The organism is Mycobacterium paraseoulense (assembly GCF_010731655.1).
In the GTDB taxonomy this organism is placed as follows: domain Bacteria; phylum Actinomycetota; class Actinomycetes; order Mycobacteriales; family Mycobacteriaceae; genus Mycobacterium; species Mycobacterium paraseoulense.
The window spans coordinates 1,530,514-1,549,596 of record NZ_AP022619.1; the positions used below are offsets into that span (position 1 = coordinate 1,530,514).

Genomic DNA, 19,083 nt, shown 5'->3' on the forward strand with positions numbered 1-19,083 from the left:
TTTCACGACCGGGGGTCCTGCGAACTCCGCATTAACGGCGCCACCTGGGACTCTGACGCCGACAGTCTATTCGCAACACCGGCCACACGGCGCCGCAAGACAGCCGATCGGATGCCTTATGCGGGCCCCGCCGGCAACCAGGATGATCGTTGTGTCCCGCCACGCTCACTCCCCATCCAGGGAGCGTCAAGGATCAGCCGAAGTAACTGTCAACCATCAGCCGAAACACCGTCACGCATCAGCCGAAGGCAAAATGTCAACCGTCGCCCCGCAAATTGCCCTCGGTCGCCGGTATCTGCCGGTCAAGCCGGACGATAGGCTTCCCCGATGGATCAGTTCCGGCGTGGCGAGCTTGTCTTCGATGTCATCGATGCCGGCGCCGAGGATGGCCCGGCCGTGGTTTGCGAAGGACGACCAATGGCGCTCATCAGCACGATCAGGGAGATGGCGATCCGTACAAGCCCGGACCTGTGATGCGAAGTTGGTGTAGGAACGAACGAGCGGCCTCATACGCGGCCTCGATCAGCGCAGCAGTGTAGGTGAAGTCAAGCGGCGACATTAGCCTGGGCGGGGGCCCGGGAAGGTACACGACCGGGATCCCGGCGGCGAGGACAGGAGCCTCGAGCACGGCCTGTGCGCGCATGGCGACCATCGCCGTGTAGAGCAGAATGTCAGCGATGGTTTTGGTCGAGGCCGGCAGCTGGCCAGGAAAATTGCAGTCGAGTACCACCAACGAGCGTGCCCCCATCTCGACCGCCTGCCGCATCGGGACGTTGGCCACCAAGCCACCGTCGTAGAGCTGGTGGCCGTTGAGGTCAACAGGCGGGAAGATGCCTGGGATCGCGGCGCTGGCCAACAGAGCGGGAAGCAGCGGACCGTCACACACAACGTGTGGCCGAGCGGTGGCAACGTCTGTGGTGACTGCGGCGAACGGCAGTGTCAGATCCGCGAATGTCGCTGTTTGACTTATGAAGTCGGCGATCACTGCGGCCAGTCCGGTATTGGGGAACAGGTGCGTGTTGACCTTCTGCAGCAGCAAGACTTGGGCGAGCAAACCGCCCGGAAACACCTGATCCCGCGACATCCGTGCCCACACGTGCGAGAGCCGGTTGGCCGCACCTTTCGGATCCGCGGCGATCACCGCACCGTTAAGCGCCCCAACCGAGGTTCCGGAGACGAGATCGGGAGTGACTTCGTACTCACTCAGCGCCTGAAGCATACCCACTTGGATCGCGCCAAGGCTGCCCCCACCGCCAAGCACATACCCGATTGGTCGGGGCAGCCCGTCCAACCCAAGCACCTGATCGTCCACCTAATCAGACTAAATACCGAATCAGCCGAGGTCATACACATACGTTGTGGGGCGGGCGGGGCTCGAACCCGCGACCAACGGATTATGAGAGCGTCCCACCTGGGGAGACGAGATTTGACGGCCTTTTGTGAGGTGCGCCGTCAAACGGTGGTATTCCGAACGGGCACAACGGAATACGCTGCCGAAACACGCCGAGGCTTGAAGAGGTTCGTCGAGACTACTGCGGACTGTGTGCGGACTGGCGAACGGACTGCCTAGCGCACCTTGGCGTGCGGGATCAACCTTCTACGTGTGAAGCGGAGTTCCGGCTTACATCAATGTGTTTTCGCTGGTCATACCAGTAGCGATGCCCGTAATCGGGCCTATTGGACGTACTGATCCGCCGCTTTGGCCGCATATTGGCCGCACGGCTTGGGGCGATTCGAGCTGCGCATATCCACGTCTGGCCGGGAAAGTACGCCATAACGAGGATCGACATCGACCGGGCGTTGTTCGACCATCCCCAGGAAACCTCCCGGTTCGGAGCCGAGGTTTGGTGGAACGATTCGATTACCGGCGAACACGCCGCGGATACGGATGAACCCGCCGAAGAGCACCGCGACACTTTCCTTCTGTCGTTCCGTCGGGTCGCTTCGCGGGCCGGCGAGATTTTGCTCCGACTATTGGCCGCCGTCGTGGAGCGTGCGCGCCTTGACGAATTCATCGACACATCTGAGGACCGTCTCGACACCGCCGATGATCAAGGGGATCAGAACGCTAGCGATGCATTGAATGGCTCACGCCACTAGGTCGTGTTCACGACAGATGTAATGGCTCCACCGGACTGCCCATCGTCGCTCGGTAGTCGATCGGCTGTTTGCCGTCGATATCCTTGACGCCGTAGCGTCTGCCGAGTTCAGCGCCGATTAACGCACGGCCAGACAAGCGGGACAGTTGTGGATCGTGGTAGAGCGCATCGATCACCAAACCGGTGAACTCCGGATGCTCCCACTGCGGAAGTGATTGGCGCACGGCGTCGGGAAGTTGCTCTGGGGGTACGGCTTCGATGAATTCGGTGAGAACAAAGCCCGGCCAGATCGAGACGGCCGAGACGCCATGGGATGCCAGTTCCATCGCCATATCGGCCATCATCTTGTCGGTGCCGGCCTTCGCCGCGCCGTAGGCTGGGCCGTGGAAGTACGATACCGCTCCGTAAAACGACACGCTGGCGATCAGTCCCTTCCCGGCTGCCACCATGATTGGCGCTGCGTAGTAGGACGCCACATAGTTGGATCGAAGGCCCACCTCGATCATGTCGACGACGTGTAACGGCTTCTCCCAGAAGGGAGACGGCGCAGAGTTGGCCAGGTAGTCGACTGCGGCGGCATTGTTGACGAGGATGTCGAGGCGACCGCACTCCTCGGCCACCCGCACGAACAGTGCTTTGACGGCGTTGTCGTCGCGGTGGTCGCATTGCACCGCGATGCCTGTGCCGCCTCGCGCCTCGATCTCGTCGACCGTTCTCGCAAGCTCTTCGGCTCCGCGCGCCGTCACGTACACCGTGGCGCCTTTCGAGCCGAACGCTCGTGCGATACCGCGGCCCAAGCCGCGACTCGCACCAGTGACAACTACGACATCGTTAGTTGACGACACTGTCCTGAGTTCCTTTCTTTGTTCAATTCTCGACGTCTTGGCGTGTACTGACGCAACGTGAGTTGTTCATCAATGCGTCGGTAGGGATGTGATGTGAATAAGCCAGCCCGCGGTCGTAATTCATCGAATAGACCGGGTGGGTGCGGTCTGCTGCCGCGCGCATCATCTGAGTTGACTTGCCGTTGTAGTCCATCATGTATGGCTGGTGGCAGACCGGTTCGTCGCCGCATGCAGCGGCCAGGACTTGCTCTGCGGTACAGGTGGTCTCGAGCATGTGGTGTGAAATCGGGCATTGGTTGATGGCATCAGCCAGGGTCGCTGGGGCGGATACCACCGCGTTCGCGATGAACGCTTCGGGCATATCCACCAACTCAGTGAGCTTTTGCACTCGTGCCATCCCCGGTGTCTTCGGGCTACTGTGTAGCCGCATCGAAACGCACCAGTTGGTCAGAGCAGTAGGTTCCCAGCGCTGCGGCCAGGAACTGCCAGGCTTGTCCGGTGGTGGTGTCGTGGGTGAGGTTGCGTCCGACGAATGTGGCTGACGCATAGACGTCCTTGTCGATTCCGCGGTGCAGCCGCTCACAGGTGGTCTTGGCGATCCAGGCGTGGTAGTCCGGCTGCCCGTAGATGCCGTAGGTGTGCAGCTCGTTGGTGAAGTCGGTGTCGGGATCGGCGGCCGTGGGTGCGGCCAGCAGCACCGAGGTGAGAAAGGTCGCGAGGACTGCGGTCAACGCTCTCATGGCGCCACTCCTACCGCCGGATCTTTCTGCAAACGCTCGACTTTGGGCCACGGGGTGGGCAGCGGGCGCACCCGCACCCGCTGCGGCCACCAGTACCACCGCCCCAGCAGGGTAGCGATCGCCGGCGTCGTGAACGACCGGACTATCAGGGTGTCGAAGATCAATCCCAGTCCGATGGTGGTGCCGACCTGACCGATCACCCGCAGCTCGCCGATCGCCATGGTCATCATCGTGAAGGCGAACAGCAGCGCGGCGGCGGTGACGACCGAACCGCTGCCTCCCAGGGTGCGGATGATGCCGGTGCGGACCCCTGCGCTGACTTCCTCCTTGAGGCGCGAGATCACCAGCAGGTTGTAGTCGGCGCCCACGGCAAGCTGGATGATCATTGCCATGGGCAGCACCATCCAGTGCAGTTCGAGCCCAATGATATACTGCCACAGTAGTACTGAGATGCCGAATGAGGCGCACAGCGACATCACCACCGCGCCGACGATCACCGCCGCGGCGATGATGGCCCGGGTGATGATGAGCATGATCAGGAAGATCAGCGCGAGCGCGGCGATACCCGCGATCATCAAGTCGTACTTCGTGCCGTCGGCCATGTCTTTGAAGGTCGACGCGGTACCGCCGAGGTAGATTCGTGCCCCCTCCAGCGGTGTGCCCTTGATCGCTTCTTTCGCGGCTTGCTTGATGGCGTCGATCTTTTCGATGCCCTCCACCGACATCGGGTCACCCTCGTGGGCGATGATGAATCGCACCGCGTTCCCGTTCGGGGACATGAATTGCTTGATGCCGCGCTTGAAGTCGGCGTTGTCGAAGGCTTCCGGCGGCAAATAGAATGAGTCGTCGTTCTTGGCTGCATCGAACGCCTCCCCCATCGCGTGGGAGGTCTGCTGCATCTCGGCCGTTTGCTGCTGCATCCCCTTCTGCGTTTGGTACAGCGTCAGCATCATCTGTTTGACCGATTTCATCGTGTCGATCATGGCCGGCATCAACGCAACCATCTGCGGCATCAGGGAATTGAGCCGTTCCATGTCCGGGATCAAGTTTCGGATGTTGTCGGTCATCGCGTCGATGCCGTCGAGTGCGTCGAAGATCGAGCGCAACGCCCAGCAGACCGGGATGTCGTAGCAGTGCCGTTCCCAGTAGAAGTAGCTGCGTAGCGGCCGGAAGAAGTCGTCGAAATTCGCCAGCTGATCTCGCACCTGCGCGAGCGTGATCGACATGTCTTTCATCTTCGTCACCATGTTGTTGGTGGTATCGGCCATCTGGACGGTGATGTTCTGCATCTTCTGCATCGTGTCGATGTTCGTTTGCATGTCTTCGGCCTGTTTCAACATGTCGGCCGTCCGGTCACCCTGGTATTGGTCGTTGAGCTTGCTCAACATGCTCTGCTGGGACAGGGCGTAGGGGATGGTGCTGTGCTCGATGGGCTGTCCGTCGGGCCGGGTGATCGTCTGGACGCGCCCGATCCCGGGCACTTTGAACACCGCTTTGGCGATCTTGTCGATCACCAGGAAGTTCGCCGGGTTTCGCAGGTCGCGGTCCGTCTCGATCATCAGCATCTCGGGGTTGAGCCGGGCGGGGGCGAAATGCCGCTCGGCCGCTGCGTAGCCCTGGCTCGAGGGGATGCTCGCCGGCAGGTACTTACGGTCGTTATAACTCGTTTTATAGCTGGGCAGCGCGATCAGTCCGATCAGCGATATCACCAGGGTGGCAGCCAGAATCGGTCCGGGCCAGCGCACCACCGCGGCACCGACCTTGCGCCAGCCCCGCGAGCGCAAAGCGCGTTTGGGATCGAGCAGGCCGAACCTGCCGGCCACCACCACTAACGCTGCCCCGACGGTCATCGCGAACGTGACCATCACGAGCATGCCGATAGCCAACGGCACGCCGAGCGTCTGGAAGTACGGCAGCCGGGTGAAGCTCAGGCAGAAGGTGGCCCCCGCGATCGTGAGGCCGGAGGCGACGATGACGTGGGCGGTGGTACCGAACATGGTGTAGTACGCCGATTCTCGGTCCTGACCCAGGCTGCGCGCCTCCTGATAGCGGCCGATCAGAAAGATCGCGTAGTCGACGGCGATGGCGATGGCCAACGTCACCACCAGGCTGGTGGCAAAGGTCGAGAGCCCGATGATGTCGTGGTAGCCCAGGAAGGCGATCGTCCCGCGGACGGTCGCCACGCTGATCCCGAGCATCGCGAGGATCAGCAGGGTCGTGATGATGGAGCGGAAGTAGACCAGCAGGATGACCAGGATGACCACCATGGTCAGTTTCTCCACTGATTTCATGCTGCTGTGGCCGATCGCTTGCTGCTCGGCGGCCGTCGCCGCACCGCCGGTGAGATAGGCCTTCACGCCCGCGGGTGCCGGGGTCTGCTCGATGATCCGGTGCACGGCGGCCACCGAATCGTTAGCCTTGGCCTCACCTTGATTGCCGACCAGGTTGATTTGGGCGTAGGCGGCCTTGCCGTCGCCGCTTTGCACTCCCGAGGCGGTCAGCGGGTCGCTCCAGAAATCCTGGACGTGCTCGACGTGCGCGGTGTCGGCGCGCAGGGCGGCGACTAATTTCGCGTAATACTCCCGGGCCTCGGCACCCAGCTTGTCCTTGCCCTCGAGCACGATCATCGCCGAGCTGTCGGATTTGAACTCCGCGAACACCTGGCCGATTCGCTGCATCGCCACAGCCGCGGGCGCGCCCTTGGGGCTCATCGACACCGAGCGCAACTCACCGACCTTCTCGAGCTGCGGCGTCGAGGTATTCAGGAATATCGCCAACCCGATCCAGGCAATGATGATCGGCACCGAAAGCTTGCGCATCGCCAGCGCGATGCCGCCGAAATGCGGGCGCGGCCGGGTCGGCACCGAGATCTCCTCGGTCACCGCCTCTGCGACCGGCGCGCTCACGCGGACTTCACAATGCAGTAGGTCTGGGCGTCGTACCCGTCGACGACGCGCTCAGCGCGCAGCTGGTCGTCGACGTAAACGCGACAGCCCAGCGAGTCGGCATCACCTTGGGCGACCAGCGTCGCAGACACGGATGGATCGGTGGTCGACAGGGTCAATGACCAGGGCAGTGCGACGTTACTCGCCCGCCGGGGTATCGCTTTTAGGTCGGTGTAGTTGATGTCGACGACCGCACCGGCGGGACCGGAGACCTCGTAACGCACCACCTTCGGGTTGAACCGCTTGGCATCACCGGCGAAGTTCATCGGCGTTACCAGCACCGGATCCGAGCCGAAGATCCCCCGGATCCGGCTGACAGCCACCCCGCCAAGGGCAACGACGCCCACCATCACCAACGGCAGCCACACACGTTGGAGCACTTTCATCCCGACCCTCCCTCGACCACTGGACCGCAACGTTATTAGCCGATCGGCAGACTCAACTTATACGGTCGTATGAGTACCGTCTATATTGGAGTAAGACTTGTGAGCGTCGCCACGCCGCCGCGGTCAGGGTGGCCCAAGTCACCACTTCCCGCCGGCGGTAGCCTGCACGAAAGGAGGCGTTCGGGATGGCCAAACCCGTGGCTGCTCGCGGTTTCGCGCGCGAGCGCGTGCTCGAGGCGGCGCTTGAGCTGTTCGCCCAATACGGCGTCCGCGGCACCTCCATTCAGATGATCGGCGCGCGGCTCGGTGTTACGAAAGCCTCCGTCTACTACCAGTTTCAGTCCAAGGACGACATCGCCCTAGCAGTTGCCCAACCGATATTTGATGACCTCGCACGCATCCAGCGCATCGCAAACGGGCTTCCCACGCCGGAAGCGCGCCGCGACGTCGCCCTCAGCGGCCTCATCGACCTCGTCATCCGACACCGCCAAGTGGCCAACGTCATCTACGGCGATCCGGCCATGACCGAGCTGATCAACACCCACCCGGATCTGCGCCACACTGTCGACAACTTCACCGACCTGCTGCTCGGCGCGCAACGGAGCTGTTCTGATCTGGTCGCCATGACGCTACTCACCGCCGGAATCTACGGATGTACGGCCGACGCCCGCCTGAGCGGAATCACCGACGACGACCTGCGCGACCTATTGCAGGATGTCGTCAAGAAGGTCACCGCAGCGCTATGAGCCGGATGCCGCGAGGCGGACCCGTGCCAATCCCGCCGCCGAGACGGCGGCCGGATAGGACTCGTGGAGCAGGGACCGAACTTCATAACCGAGGTTCTGGCGTGCCCAGACGGCGTCTTGTGCACGGGCCACACCGGGATTGCTTGGGCCAGTTCAGTACCGGCGGGAAGGGTCGCTGTGCTGGTATGTCAGCGCGCACGAAGTTGGCTAACGCTACGGCGTCGGTTGCATCGGATTTGGCGCCGGAGACTTGATGGCGTGCCCGCTCGTTAGGGCGGACCCGAGTTCTGTTCTGTTCGGCGGTCCATCGAAGCGCTGTGCGCGCGAACGGATTACGGCAGCGCGTGCCACCGTAGATCGGTCAGCTGGCCATGCCGGCGAAGAACGCGCCGGTAATGAGACCGATGATCATGGCCGTTAGCACCTGCCCGAGCGCGGCGGTCACAAAGACGGCACTGACGGACGCTATGAACAGCATCCATAGCATGGCTATCCACAGCCGGTGAGCGGTGATCAACGTCCCTACGGCTGGAGACTGACCGACGATCGCCGCACGGTTACGCCTTCGGATCATTGCCCACCTCATCTATGAGTTCAGCCATAACACACACCCTGAAGTGATCTGAATCATAGCAGGGCCAGATTCTTGCTGAACGGCCCCGATCGCGGCAGATAAGCGCAGGGTGTTGGGTCTTTCGACGACGTCTCGTCGGTGAGCTAGTCGTAGAACTTGGGCCTTGTCACCGTGCCGCTTCAGGCAGCCGTGGCCGGCGTCGGTGATGCCGCTCACCTCGCGTTGGCGGGGCGTCCGCCCGCTATGGGGTACGTTTTTTACGTTCCCGTCAGAGAACTCGGGTTCCGTTATGGCGAGCGGGCATGGCTACGCGACTGCCATGTCTTGGATGAACGAAGCGAGGGGGCAGGGGGCATGCAGTGCTGTACCGGCTGATGAAGCACTTCTGGATCCCAATGCTTCTTGTGGTCGTGGTCGCGCTCGGCGCCTATGCCATCGTCCGTATTCACGGATCGGCGGGACCGCGAGCGCCGAAGTCAGCTGAGGGGTCAGGGATTACCGCGAACTTCAACCCGAAGCACATCACGTACGAGATCACCGGTTCCGGGGGCACCGCGAGCCTCAACTACCTCGATGAGAACGGTCAACCCCATCTCATCGAAAACACGCCGCTGCCTTGGTCGTTCACCATCGTGACGACACTGCCGTCGATGTCGGCCAACATCATGGCTCAGGGTGACCGAAACGTCAGCGACCTTCGATGTCGGGTCACGGTCGACGGCGACGTGCGCGACGCCCGGACCAGCACCGACTTGGTCAAACCGTTCATCTACTGCTTGGTGAAATCCGTATGAGCCTTCAGCATTCGAAGCCCCATCGCCCGCTCTTGGGGCGGACAGTCCGGATCTTCTCGCTGCCGATCATCGTGTTCTGGGTGCTGGCCGCGGTCGGCCTGGGCATCCTGGTTCCGTCTCTCGATGAGGTCGCAGCGAGCCGGTCGGTGCCGATGAGCCCGACCGATGCGCCGTCCTATCGGGCGATGCTGAACATCGGCAAGGTCTTTCAGCAGTACGATTCGGATTCTTCGGCGATGGTCGTGCTCGAGGGTAACGACAAGCTCGGCGATTCCGCGCACAAGTTCTACGAGGAGATCGTCGCAAAACTGACGGCCGATCACCAGCATGTGCAGAACGTTCAGGACTTCTGGAGTGATCCGCTGACCGCGGCGGGCTCGCAGAGTGTGGACGGCAAGTCGGCGTACGTGCAGATCTTCCTCAACGGCTCGCAGGGGACCAGTGCAAGCCATGAGTCGGTGGCTGCTGTTCGTCACATCGTCGCTTCGGTGGCGGCGCCGCCGGGTATCAAGGCCCACGTCGCCGGCAACAGCGTTCTCAACGCCGATACCAGCGTCGCCGGGCATCAAAGCATGGCGACGATGGAGTTAGTGTCGGTCGCAGTCATCATCGTGATGCTGCTCGCCATCTATCGCTCGGTCGTGACGATGCTGGTGTCCATGGTCATCATCGGGCTGGAACTCTTTGCCGCGCAGGGTGTTACCGCCGCAGCGGGTTACCTGCACATCATCGGTTTGACCCCGTACGCGGTGAGCATGGTGACCATGCTGGCCCTGGCCGCCGGAACGGATTATGTGATCTTCCTGCTCGGCCGATATCAGGAGGAAAGATCGAAAGGCCTAGATCGCGAAGACGCGTTCTACGTGGCCTATCACGGTGTCTCACACGTCATTTTGGGTTCCGGCTTGACGATTGCGGGCGCCACCATGTGTCTGAGCTTCACCAGATTGCCGTACTTCAAGACCATGGGTTTGCCTTGTGCGATTTCGGTCTTGGTGATCATCGCCGCGGCGCTGACGCTGGCACCGGCGGTTCTCACGGTGGGGTCCAGATTTGGTTTGCTCGACGCCAAACGTGAACTTTCGACGCGGGGTTGGCGCAAGGTCGGCACCGCGGTCGTTCGGTGGCCAATTCCGATCATCCTTGTGACCACCATGGTCGCCGTCATCGGTTTCGCCAGCCTGCTGACCTATGTACCGCAATACAACGACCAGAAGTTCACCCCCGCCAACATGCCCGCCAACCTTGCAATGGGCGTCGCGGACCGGCACTTCTCCCAGGCCCGGATGAACCCGGAATTGTTGATGCTTGAGGCCGATCACGACCTGCGTGACCCCGCCGACATGCTCGTCGTCGACCGAGTCGCCAAGAACGTTGCACATATGCGGGGCATCGATCGGGTACAGACCCTGACCCGCCCATTGGGTTCGCCGATCGAGCACAGTTCGATCCCATTCATGCTCGGTGCGCAAAATGCCGGCACCTTGCAGGGGGCCAAGTTCAACAACGACAACTCGGCTCAAATGCTCGAGCAGGCCGACGAGCTGAGCAGGACCGTCGCCAGCATGGAGCGCATGTACACCATCACCTCCGAACTGACCGCGACGACACACAGCATGGTCGGCCGCACGCACGAGCTTTTGGAAACCACCAAGGAGTTGCGCAACAACATCGCCGATTTCGAGGATTTCTTCCGGCCGCTGCGTAGCTACTTCTATTGGGAGAGGCACTGCTTCGACATCCCGATCTGCTGGTCACTGCGCTCCATCTTCGATGCCATCGACGGCGTCGACACGCTCAGCGACCAGATCCAGGGGCTCACGACCGATCTGGACCGCTTGGATCAGTTGATGCCACAGATGTTGCCAATTCTGCAGTCGACCATCGACTCGATGAAGAAGATGCGCGACTTCATGATCGCGACCCACAGCACCATGGCCGGCACCCAGGCCCAGCAACAGGAATTGGCCAAGGGCGCGACCGAGATTGGCCTGTACTTCGACCAGGCCAAGAACGACGACTTCTTCTACCTGCCACCGGATGTGTTCCAGAACCCTGATTTCAAACGTGGCCTCAAGATGTTCGTCTCGCCCGACGGCAAAGCGATCCGTTACATCATCACCCACCAGGGCGACCCCGCCTCTACCGAAGGCATCGAACACGTCCGGGACCTCAAAGGTGTCGTCGCGGACGCCGTCAAGAACACTCCATTGGCCAATGCGAAGGTTTCGCTTGCCGGCACCGCATCGATGTACGGCGATATGCAGGACGGCGTCAAGACCGACCTGATGATCGCTGTCATCGCGTCGATGATCCTGATCTTCGCGATCATGTTGGTGATCACCCGCAGTCTGGTGGCAGCACTGGTCATCGTCGGCACCGTGGCCGCTTCGCTGGGCACCGCATGCGGGCTATCCGTGCTGCTGTGGCAGGACATCGTGGGCTTAGGCGTGCAATGGATCGTGATCCCGCTGTCCATAGTGATCCTGCTGGCAGTGGGCTCGGACTACAACCTGCTCGTGGTCTCGCGCCTCAAAGAGGAGATACACGCGGGACTCAACACCGGCATCATCCGAGGCATGGGAGCAACCGGACGCGTCGTCACCGCGGCCGGGATGGTGTTCGCGTTCACCATGATGTCGATGATCGTCAGCGACCTGCGCGTCATCGGCCAACTGGGCATGACCATCGGCATCGGCCTCGTCGTCGATACGCTGATCGTGCGTGCGTTCATGACCCCATCGATCGCGGCGGCACTCGGCCGCTGGTTCTGGTGGCCGCTGAACACCTTCAAAATCGTCAAGAGGACGCGTCCCGGGCAGGATTCCGACGACAGCACCGCGCCAATCCCGCGGCCCCCAACCACGTGAGGACCACCCGAACGTCGGGTCGACCCGAGTTGATCGCCGAACCCCAGTCCAGACTGCGCCAACGCACCAACGGGCGCCTGGACCGGTCACGTGATCCCGCAATCCTCAACGCTGCCTTGGAAATTCTGGCCGAACACGGCTACAACGCCACCAACATGAACGACATCGCCGCACGGGCCGGTGTCGGCAAAGCCGCTATCTATCGCCGCTGGTCATCCAAGACGGCACTGATCACCGACGCGTTGGTCTATTGGCGACCGGATCTGTTGGACGACGACCCGCCCGATACCGGCAGCCTATCGGGTGATCTGGAGGTCATCGTCGAGCGCACAGCTCGCAACGACGACGGCCTGATCTCCAATGACCTGATCCTGCGCGTCGGGTTGGAAACTGCTCAGGATCCCGATCTGGCTGATGCGCTCGACGATTTGCTTCTCTTCAAAGGCCGCCGCGTGCTGTCCGCCATTTTCGCCCAAGCTGCCGACCGCGGCGAGATACCCGGCGACCGCGATTGGTCACTGGTCGCCGACGTGATGGTGGCAATGGGTCTGCTACGGGCCGTGAGCGGACAGACCGTCGACGCCGATCTTGTGCGAAACCTCATCAATACGCTTGTGCTGCCGGCAGTCACCTGCCCCTGCGGTGCTGCCGGACCCGATCGCCGGTAACTCGCTAGGCCTGCGCACACCCGATCATCACCGCCTGGCGGGCCGTGAATGAGCCCCCGGGCCGGCAGTCAACGCAGGGATGTCGCTGCGCAAACCGTTCGTGGGCCAATTCAGCAAGTTGATGAGCGTCAGGCCGGGCGGACGGTCATAGGCCGCAGTTGGACTACCCCAGGTTTTGTTCCTGGATCAACCGATCGGGGTCAGGCCACGCCCGATCAGGAATCGCAGGCACACCACCTGGCCATTGCAGCTGAAGGCCCCGACGAGACCGTCGCCCGCGCGCTGGCGGTCGCCGCCCAGTTTGCCGCACATCGCGGAGCCTGCGCGCCGCGGCTGAATTCGCCGAGCGTCACGCTCACACATGGAGACGCGTTCTGGTGCCGAGCTGAACCCACCCTACGACCTACCGTCCAGAGACGGCAGCGATTCTTAGTACTCAAATAATATGAACACCAACACTATTCGCGCCCCAATCGTCATTGGGCTGGCGCAACTGAGCGCTACGGCTCACTTATCGTAACACCCGCACAGAGCGACGCCGCGCCCGAGCGATCACGCGTGGCCAGCTTCAGTAATAGGTAGCAGGCCCGGTTGCTCCGCCCGGCGGTCGGTAGCCTCCCGCCGAGTTCCGCAGCTGCCAGATCTGCTCAGGGCACAACAAGTTAACCGCATACGAGACCAGGTAGTTGGCCGAGAACTCGTCGTTGGGCGTGATCTCACGCTTCACATCACCCATAACCTGCGGGTAGCTCTCGCCTCGGCTGACTTTGTCGCAGATCCCATAGCCATAGCCGATCGCGTCATTGTTTGGGAAGTCATAGTGCTTTCGCACCACCACATCAAACGTATATTCCACCTCAGGCGCCGGCATGGCATGCGCCCTCGGTGCCAGCGTCAGCGTGACCCCGCCGACCGCAGCCCCCGCAATGAGCAAGGCGACTAGCGACTTGCGACACTTTACCGCTGGCGTCTCAGACAATCGGCCGGCATCACCGTAGCCGAGGCGTTGTCCACCGGTGCTCGGTCGATCAGCCGACGTGATGAGCCTCCACATCGCCATCGCCATGGCCCAGTATATTAAACTATATAACGGATAAGATCCAGCCATGTCAGCCTATAAGACCTGCGGCTCGAACGGGCTGGCCGGTATTTCCGACCCGGGCTGGCGGGTTGGTCTACCGGCAGCTTCGCACGCGTTACGACCGCGAGGGAGGCGGCCACCATTCTTTACCCATCCCGAAAGGTGCTGACCTTTGGTGCGCTTGAGGCGCGGGCCAATCAGCTCGCGCAGTACTTCCGCAGGTCCGGATTGCATGAAGGTGATGCGATCGCAGTCCTCACGGAGAACAACGAGCACATTCATGCGGTCAAGTGGGGCAGCGGCATGGGTTCGAATCTTCACGGGCATTTACCACTCGCACAACAGCTTGCCACCGGACTCGAGGCCCACATCCAATCTTTTGTCGATCATCCGTTTGAAGCAGTCGCGATTAATCGGGGCGCATTGTCGTACGACGCGGCAATCCAGCCGATCATCTCCGAAGAGCTCAGGGTCGTCGGCCAACACCTGATCAATCAACTCGTCACGGAGGGGTATCTACGCGATCCCACCGCGATCGCCGTCGAGGGCTGGTTGGCATTCGTTCGCGCAGCCTCCGCGAAATGGATTCAGTCGCAGGATATCTCGCGGGCGGACCTCACCGAATTGTGTCTAGCCGCGTTCGACTGCGCTCTCGGGTATCCCAACACGGAATCCGCGCGGCCAAAAGCCGCTACCACCAGCGGGCTGCGCGGTGGAGGTCTCACCAGTTTCGCCGAGCCCAACACGACAATCACCACTGGGGCCGAGCATCGCAATCGCGACAAGAGGCCCCTCATATGGAGGCGCACCGCCGACGACATCACCGCCAAGGTCCAACGCGCTCGCGATGCACTGCGCCAGATCAAAACGCAGACGGAGCACTAGTGGAGAGATACTCCGGTGTCTGACGTTACCGTCAAGTCAGGCCGCGCGCAGAACAACACGAGACTCGCGCCGACCCTTCGCGTCAACGAGCTCGCCGAGCAGCTCTGCGAAACATTATTTGGCGTTTTTCTCGTACTGGGCCGTCGGCAGGCTCGTAGCGTTCCGGTAGGCGAACTTACACTAGCGCAGCTGTCCATACTGAAGACGTTGCAAGAGCACGGTCCGATGCGAATGACTGCGTTGGCCGTTCACGAGCGTGTGCGCGGACCCACGATCACCGTTGGCATCCGTCGGCTGGCCAACCTTGGCCTTGTCACGCGGTCGGACGATCCGACAGACCGGCGGAGCGCGCTCGTCGGGATCACACGGCATGGCCTGGCGGTGTGTTGCGAATCGCTGGCACCGAGGCATGCACAACTTGCAGCGATGTTGATTACACTCAGCCCGAAGGATCGGGCAATCCTCTTTGAGGCGATGCCACCGCTGGAGCGGCTCGCGGGGCAAGACGGCGCCTAGGTCTTCAACTGGCGCTGGCCGCTGACAAGTTGGGCTTCGGTGCGCTGCGCTCGAGACGCCGATGGTGGTGCAACTGGCCACGATTCGCAGCGCCAAGGCTATCGCCGAGCTTGAGGAGATTCTCGAGCAAGAGGCCGAAGAGCAAGGAAGCGGGGGCGTCGACAAACCACCGAATCCCACGCCGCTACCGCCTGGCTGTCCGGTAATAAAATGCTGGAGATCGTTAGCTCGATGCTGCACCACATCACCGAACAGCCCACCGATCGCTACAGCTGGCCACGGGTGTGCGCGCGGCAAGCCGGTCGGGCGACGGTCCAGTGAGACACATCAGATGCTGGTCGACCTCATCTGGGTCGACGATGCGCAGAAGGCCGCCGAACTGTCGAGCCGCCACCTGAGAAAGGCGAAAGAATACGCGCTTAGGGCGCCGAGAAGTCCACGGTCTTGGACGTTTTCGCACGACGGCCCCTGAGACGGGAACGCTACCAGGACGAACTTCAACGGCTGCCCTCGTGATCGCCGGCATCTCGGCTCGGCCGGCATCCGGGTCTACGCCATCGCTTATAATCTTTAAATGATTAGCTATCTTGCCGTGCTGCGAGCTCTTCCGGTGATAGCGCTTGTTGCGGTTTGCTCTGCGGGCGTATCGCACGCGTCGCCATCGGACGGCGACGAAACCGGACAGTGCTCCTTCGTGCTGTCGGCGCCCGAAGTCGTGGAGTGGTCGGGTGCAAACTCGGTGATGGTCACGATGCATCCGGGGCCATGCACCATGGAAGCGTTCCCCAATTCAATGGTGGTGTGTCTGTCTATTGCGGGCGACGGTTCGCCTGCGCAGTGCGCCTCGAACAGCGGCCCGTCTACGGTGTCTGTCTACTACGCTTACCGGCCGGGTGCCACATACGTTGTCAAGGGCCAGGGATGCGCCAGCACTGTGACGCCGCCCTATACGCTCTGCCAGAATTTCGGCCCGTCGCAGACACCGATGTGAACGTGACGGTGGGCTTCGCCAGGGCATCCGAGCTAGACAGGGTCGAAGGCTGAGATCAGCCAGCGGCCGCCCACCTTGTCCAAAGTCACCCGGACAGACGACGCAGTATCACTGGGCGCCTCGTTACCGACTGTGACGGTCTGGTTGACATACACGAGCGCTACCGCGTGGTTGGGCGTCGCCGACACCAAGGCCGCTGCAGGGACAATGGCGACCGCCGCAATGTGTTGCTTTTTGGCTCCGGGTACCACTACGTCGTGGACCAACTGTGTGTAGGAGTCCTTGAACTTGCCGGCCAACCGGTCGCGGGCTGCTCCGAGGTCTTTCTCGACGCTGTCGGGTTGATAGGACAGGAGCGCGGCGGTGGAGTCCTTGGCCGCCGCGACTGCCTCGATGCCGGCAGTTTTTGACTCCTGCACCGATGTGCCTTGCCATTTCAAATAGCCTGCGGCCGCCCCCAGCGACAACGCCAACATGGGCAGCACCCAGAACACCGCGAGCCGCGACCACATGATGCGACGCCGGCGTGGCGGAGACTTCACACCTTTGGTGTCCTCGGTGGGATCGTTCTCGACGGAGGTGTCCGCTGATGCCGTTCCGTCTGGTTCAGCGACGCCCTCAGCGTTCGCTGCGTCGCCGGTCGTCTCCGACTCGTCGATGTAGGGCGAGTCCACGGCAGCCGTCTCGTCGGCGAGCGTGCCTTCGTCGGGCTCGGTGGCGGTATCGGTTTCAGCCCGCACTGCGATGGTTCCTTTTCTGGTTCGTGGGCTTGGTTGTCTGTGCTTCGTCATGGCACGAACGCGACGTTAGAGACCTTCGCCTCTTTCCCGAGCTTTTGCACGGTTATTCGCATTCGCCAATGCCGCGGCTCCTGTTCGTCCGCACCGAGATTGGTGATCTTGACCGACACTGCGACCAGCACCTGGGCTTCGTTGCCCGATTGCGACTCCAGACCTGCCTCGTTCACGGTTCCCACCGACTTCGACTGCACCTTTCTGACCACCTCGAGGAAGGGTTTGGATCGATTGGAGAAGTCGTCGTAGAAAGCGCCGGTCGACGAGTCCAGGATGCGTTGAACATCGGCGTCGGCGTGTTGCCAGTCGATCGTCGTGAGATTCAGCGCGCCTTGCCGGCCGACCTGAACCAACACGTCGCGCTGCTGTTGGGCCTGATGCGACTGATACGCCCGAAATCCCAGCCAACCGACCAGCGCACCCAATGCGACAACCAGGACAATGCCCAGCACCGTTGCCAGCCGCACCGGCGACATTGTTTTCTTGGCCGGCGCAGCAGCGTCTTTTGCGTCGGCCTCTCCGTCAACCGCGGCGTCGTACTCCTCGGCTTCGTCATCCTGCACTTGTGCCTTCGGCTCCGAGTCGGGCGCCGCCGCGGTGTGGTTCTCATGCGCTGCGAGCCCGTTGGGCGTTTGCGATGGATCGTCGCCGCTCTGTCCGGGCGTCGCCGCCGGCGCATGCGGATGGTCTGTGTTGTTCAGTTGCTCTTGGGAGGCATCAGCATGCTCTGCCATGTTTGCTCCTTTGTGGCACGGGGGGCCAGGTCGGCTTGGGTGTACATTCGTCCGTCTGGCCCCACATACATGCCGGTTGCTGGATCGTATTGGACGGCTGCGATCGGCGGCGGGGGCGGACCGGGTGGCGACGGTGGACGTTGCTGCCCGGGCGGTTCCTCGCCCGGCCTGTAGTCGGGGACACCCTGCCCGGTGTATGTCGCGTTTGGATCGCCCTTCCAGTTCCACCCGTCGTTCAGGGGCACGTAGGTTTCGTCGCTTTCGCACAATTTCACGGTCGGGGCGCGCTTTCCCGGCCGTGTCTCACACGGGATGTTGCGCGCACCGCGCACATTCAGCATCGAGTCTTGCGGCACCCGGCAGTAAAAGTCGCCTTTGGGAACGTCCGGGTAGTCCTCGTAGCTGCCGGCTCGCTGCTGTTGGGCCGGCAGGAATCCCGTGGTGCACGGCGGCGGCCAGTTGAGGTTCAGGTTGAAGCTCAGGTACGGGGCGTGGAAAGCCTGTTTGGTGTCCTTGTTGGCCACGCCGATGGCCTGGATGTCGGCGGCGCCTTGCGGCAGTTGCACCAACAAGGCTTCAAGGTTGTCCCGATAGGTGACCCCCACCTGGCCCACACTGACCAGGTTGGCCAGCACGATCGGCAGCGTGGGGTTCAGCCGGTCGAACAACTGCCGGGCTTCGTCGGCTGCCGGCCCGCCTTTTTGTATCAGGCCCGCGACCGAGGAGTCGTTTTTGCGCAGTTGCGAGGTGATGGTCGCCAGATGGGCGGCCCATGCCTGGATCGCATCCGAGGACTGGGTCTGGCTGTCGAGCACCGGCTTGGACTGGTCGATCAACGTGACGAGCGCGTCCAGGTTCTTGCGGGCGTCGATCGCCAGGGTGGTGGTTCCCTTCACCAGCCGGGACAATTCCGGCCCCAGCCCACCGACAGCGATGTACGACTCATCGACCACCGTTTTGACGTTGTCGCGCGGGATCGCATTCAGCCCGCGGTTGGTCGCGCCCAGCAGCGAGTTGATGTCGGGCGGTACGTACGTGCGGTTCACAGGGATCACGTCGCCGTTTTTCAGCGAGGGGCCTTTCGCATCGCGTGGCAACAGCTCGACATACTGCTCGCCGACCGCCGATACGCTGTGGACCTGGGCGCTCAGATCGGCGGGGACGTGGACATCCGAATCCAGCGCCATCACCGCCTCGACGCCGGTATTGGTCAGCCGCACGTCCTGCACCCGACCGATATCGACCCCCCGGTAGGTGACGTTGCCGCCCGGGTACAGGCCGCCGGCCTGGGGTAGCTCGAGCGTGACCGTGTAGCGATTGGCCCCGAAAAAGACGGTCGGGACCTGCATGTAGTTGAAAAACATGATGGAGGCCGCCGCGATGAAGAGCGCGCCGAAAACCATGAGTTGGATTTT

21 protein-coding genes and 1 pseudogene are annotated in these 19,083 nt (G+C 62.1%); 9 read left to right on the plus strand and 13 right to left on the minus strand.

Annotated elements, in window-relative coordinates:
• Window positions 1-327: 327 nt before the first annotated feature.
• Window positions 328-474 (plus strand): hypothetical protein, encoded by a 147-nt coding sequence (locus G6N51_RS06875; RefSeq protein ID WP_158086222.1) that lies wholly within the window; start codon window positions 328-330, stop codon window positions 472-474.
• Here the strand turns inward: G6N51_RS06875 and G6N51_RS06880 are convergent.
• Window positions 437-1,312: a patatin-like phospholipase family protein gene (locus G6N51_RS06880; protein WP_232078227.1), complete on the minus strand. Its 876-nt coding sequence runs from the start codon at window positions 1,310-1,312 to the stop codon at window positions 437-439. The two genes, G6N51_RS06875 and G6N51_RS06880, sit on opposite strands and share 38 nt — an antisense overlap.
• A 365-nt stretch (window positions 1,313-1,677) precedes the next feature.
• Between G6N51_RS06880 and G6N51_RS06885 the strand changes: the two genes are divergently transcribed.
• A complete protein-coding gene (locus tag G6N51_RS06885; RefSeq protein WP_083172033.1) occupies window positions 1,678-2,100 on the plus strand; it encodes a hypothetical protein in 423 nt (140 codons plus the stop codon).
• Between the two features lie 7 nt (window positions 2,101-2,107).
• Here the strand turns inward: G6N51_RS06885 and G6N51_RS06890 are convergent, their stop codons facing one another.
• Genes G6N51_RS06890 through G6N51_RS06910 form a run of 5 tightly spaced genes read right to left on the minus strand, consistent with a single transcriptional unit; the run spans window position 2,108 to window position 7,015 of the window.
• Complete coding sequence (locus G6N51_RS06890) at window positions 2,108-2,944, minus strand: SDR family NAD(P)-dependent oxidoreductase (RefSeq protein WP_083172032.1); 837 nt, start codon at window positions 2,942-2,944, stop codon at window positions 2,108-2,110.
• A gap of 22 nt (window positions 2,945-2,966) precedes the next feature.
• Window positions 2,967-3,332 (minus strand): DUF5078 domain-containing protein, encoded by a 366-nt coding sequence (locus G6N51_RS06895; protein ID WP_158086221.1) that lies wholly within the window; start codon window positions 3,330-3,332, stop codon window positions 2,967-2,969.
• A gap of 25 nt (window positions 3,333-3,357) precedes the next feature.
• Window positions 3,358-3,684 (minus strand): DUF732 domain-containing protein, encoded by a 327-nt coding sequence (locus G6N51_RS06900; protein WP_083172030.1) that lies wholly within the window; start codon window positions 3,682-3,684, stop codon window positions 3,358-3,360.
• On the minus strand, window positions 3,681-6,590 hold the full coding sequence (locus G6N51_RS06905) for an MMPL/RND family transporter (RefSeq protein WP_083172029.1): 2,910 nt from the start codon (window positions 6,588-6,590) through the stop codon (window positions 3,681-3,683). Before G6N51_RS06905 ends, G6N51_RS06900 begins: the two co-directional genes overlap by 4 nt.
• Complete coding sequence (locus G6N51_RS06910) at window positions 6,587-7,015, minus strand: MmpS family transport accessory protein (protein WP_083172028.1); 429 nt, start codon at window positions 7,013-7,015, stop codon at window positions 6,587-6,589. Before G6N51_RS06910 ends, G6N51_RS06905 begins: the two co-directional genes overlap by 4 nt.
• A gap of 185 nt (window positions 7,016-7,200) precedes the next feature.
• Between G6N51_RS06910 and G6N51_RS06915 the strand changes: the two genes are divergently transcribed.
• Window positions 7,201-7,761: a TetR/AcrR family transcriptional regulator gene (locus G6N51_RS06915; protein ID WP_083172027.1), complete on the plus strand. Its 561-nt coding sequence runs from the start codon at window positions 7,201-7,203 to the stop codon at window positions 7,759-7,761.
• Between the two features lie 36 nt (window positions 7,762-7,797).
• Here G6N51_RS06915 and G6N51_RS29080 read toward each other — a convergent pair.
• Both G6N51_RS29080 and G6N51_RS06920 read right to left on the minus strand, forming a co-directional pair.
• Window positions 7,798-8,026 (minus strand): annotated as a pseudogene (locus tag G6N51_RS29080) (IS110 family transposase); the annotation flags it as partial.
• 96 nt (window positions 8,027-8,122) lie between these two features.
• A complete protein-coding gene (locus G6N51_RS06920) occupies window positions 8,123-8,335 on the minus strand; it encodes a hypothetical protein (protein WP_142274963.1) in 213 nt (70 codons plus the stop codon).
• 362 nt (window positions 8,336-8,697) lie between these two features.
• Here G6N51_RS06920 and G6N51_RS06925 point away from each other — a divergent pair, with 362 nt between their 5' ends.
• Genes G6N51_RS06925 through G6N51_RS06935 form a run of 3 tightly spaced genes read left to right on the plus strand, consistent with a single transcriptional unit; the run spans window position 8,698 to window position 12,667 of the window.
• Window positions 8,698-9,129, plus strand: a complete 432-nt coding sequence (locus G6N51_RS06925; protein WP_083172098.1) for an MmpS family transport accessory protein — start codon at window positions 8,698-8,700, stop codon at window positions 9,127-9,129.
• Window positions 9,126-11,999, plus strand: a complete 2,874-nt coding sequence (locus tag G6N51_RS06930) for an MMPL/RND family transporter (RefSeq protein WP_083172026.1) — start codon at window positions 9,126-9,128, stop codon at window positions 11,997-11,999. Before G6N51_RS06925 ends, G6N51_RS06930 begins: the two co-directional genes overlap by 4 nt.
• 32 nt (window positions 12,000-12,031) lie before the next feature.
• Window positions 12,032-12,667: a TetR/AcrR family transcriptional regulator gene (locus G6N51_RS06935; RefSeq protein ID WP_174814373.1), complete on the plus strand. Its 636-nt coding sequence runs from the start codon at window positions 12,032-12,034 to the stop codon at window positions 12,665-12,667.
• Between the two features lie 186 nt (window positions 12,668-12,853).
• Here G6N51_RS06935 and G6N51_RS29415 read toward each other — a convergent pair whose 3' ends face one another.
• On the minus strand, window positions 12,854-12,979 hold the full coding sequence (locus tag G6N51_RS29415) for a hypothetical protein (RefSeq protein WP_264054972.1): 126 nt from the start codon (window positions 12,977-12,979) through the stop codon (window positions 12,854-12,856).
• Window positions 12,980-13,235: 256 nt separating this feature from the next.
• Window positions 13,236-13,733: a DUF732 domain-containing protein gene (locus G6N51_RS06940; RefSeq protein ID WP_232078229.1), complete on the minus strand. Its 498-nt coding sequence runs from the start codon at window positions 13,731-13,733 to the stop codon at window positions 13,236-13,238.
• A gap of 177 nt (window positions 13,734-13,910) precedes the next feature.
• Between G6N51_RS06940 and G6N51_RS06945 the strand changes: the two genes are divergently transcribed.
• From G6N51_RS06945 to G6N51_RS06955, 3 genes are all read left to right on the plus strand, one after another.
• Complete coding sequence (locus G6N51_RS06945; RefSeq protein ID WP_083172024.1) at window positions 13,911-14,633, plus strand: hypothetical protein; 723 nt, start codon at window positions 13,911-13,913, stop codon at window positions 14,631-14,633.
• Window positions 14,634-14,648: 15 nt separating this feature from the next.
• Window positions 14,649-15,149, plus strand: a complete 501-nt coding sequence (locus G6N51_RS06950) for a MarR family winged helix-turn-helix transcriptional regulator (protein WP_083172023.1) — start codon at window positions 14,649-14,651, stop codon at window positions 15,147-15,149.
• 574 nt (window positions 15,150-15,723) lie between these two features.
• Entirely contained in the window at window positions 15,724-16,140 is a 417-nt protein-coding gene (locus G6N51_RS06955) for a hypothetical protein (protein WP_142274961.1), read from the plus strand.
• 32 nt (window positions 16,141-16,172) lie between these two features.
• On the opposite strand, the gene G6N51_RS06960 is transcribed toward G6N51_RS06955, so the two are convergent.
• The 3 genes from G6N51_RS06960 to G6N51_RS06970 are packed head-to-tail and all read right to left on the minus strand — an operon-like array spanning window position 16,173 to window position 19,071.
• On the minus strand, window positions 16,173-16,880 hold the full coding sequence (locus tag G6N51_RS06960) for a hypothetical protein (RefSeq protein ID WP_083172022.1): 708 nt from the start codon (window positions 16,878-16,880) through the stop codon (window positions 16,173-16,175).
• A 47-nt stretch (window positions 16,881-16,927) separates the two neighbouring features.
• A complete protein-coding gene (locus G6N51_RS06965; protein WP_083172096.1) occupies window positions 16,928-17,668 on the minus strand; it encodes an Mce protein in 741 nt (246 codons plus the stop codon).
• The gene (locus tag G6N51_RS06970; RefSeq protein WP_083172095.1) at window positions 17,632-19,071 is read right to left on the minus strand and encodes an MCE family protein; all 1,440 of its coding nucleotides are present in this window, start codon (window positions 19,069-19,071) and stop codon (window positions 17,632-17,634) included. The genes G6N51_RS06965 and G6N51_RS06970 overlap by 37 nt, the downstream gene beginning before the upstream one ends.
• Between the last annotated feature and the right edge of the window lie 12 nt (window positions 19,072-19,083).

Coding starts and splice junctions, on each gene's coding strand:
- G6N51_RS06915 (WP_083172027.1), top strand. CDS start 7,201: ATGGCCAAACCCGTGGCTGCTCGCGGTTTCGCGCGCGAGCGCGTGCTC.
- G6N51_RS06930 (WP_083172026.1), top strand. CDS start 9,126: ATGAGCCTTCAGCATTCGAAGCCCCATCGCCCGCTCTTGGGGCGGACA.
- G6N51_RS06955 (WP_142274961.1), top strand. CDS start 15,724: ATGATTAGCTATCTTGCCGTGCTGCGAGCTCTTCCGGTGATAGCGCTT.
- G6N51_RS06910 (WP_083172028.1), bottom strand. CDS start 7,015: ATGAAAGTGCTCCAACGTGTGTGGCTGCCGTTGGTGATGGTGGGCGTC.
- G6N51_RS06970 (WP_083172095.1), bottom strand. CDS start 19,071: ATGGTTTTCGGCGCGCTCTTCATCGCGGCGGCCTCCATCATGTTTTTC.
- G6N51_RS06900 (WP_083172030.1), bottom strand. CDS start 3,684: ATGAGAGCGTTGACCGCAGTCCTCGCGACCTTTCTCACCTCGGTGCTG.
- G6N51_RS06920 (WP_142274963.1), bottom strand. CDS start 8,335: ATGATCCGAAGGCGTAACCGTGCGGCGATCGTCGGTCAGTCTCCAGCC.
- G6N51_RS06940 (WP_232078229.1), bottom strand. CDS start 13,733: ATGGCGATGGCGATGTGGAGGCTCATCACGTCGGCTGATCGACCGAGC.
- G6N51_RS29415 (WP_264054972.1), bottom strand. CDS start 12,979: ATGTGCGGCAAACTGGGCGGCGACCGCCAGCGCGCGGGCGACGGTCTC.
- G6N51_RS06875 (WP_158086222.1), top strand. CDS start 328: ATGGATCAGTTCCGGCGTGGCGAGCTTGTCTTCGATGTCATCGATGCC.
- G6N51_RS06965 (WP_083172096.1), bottom strand. CDS start 17,668: ATGGCAGAGCATGCTGATGCCTCCCAAGAGCAACTGAACAACACAGAC.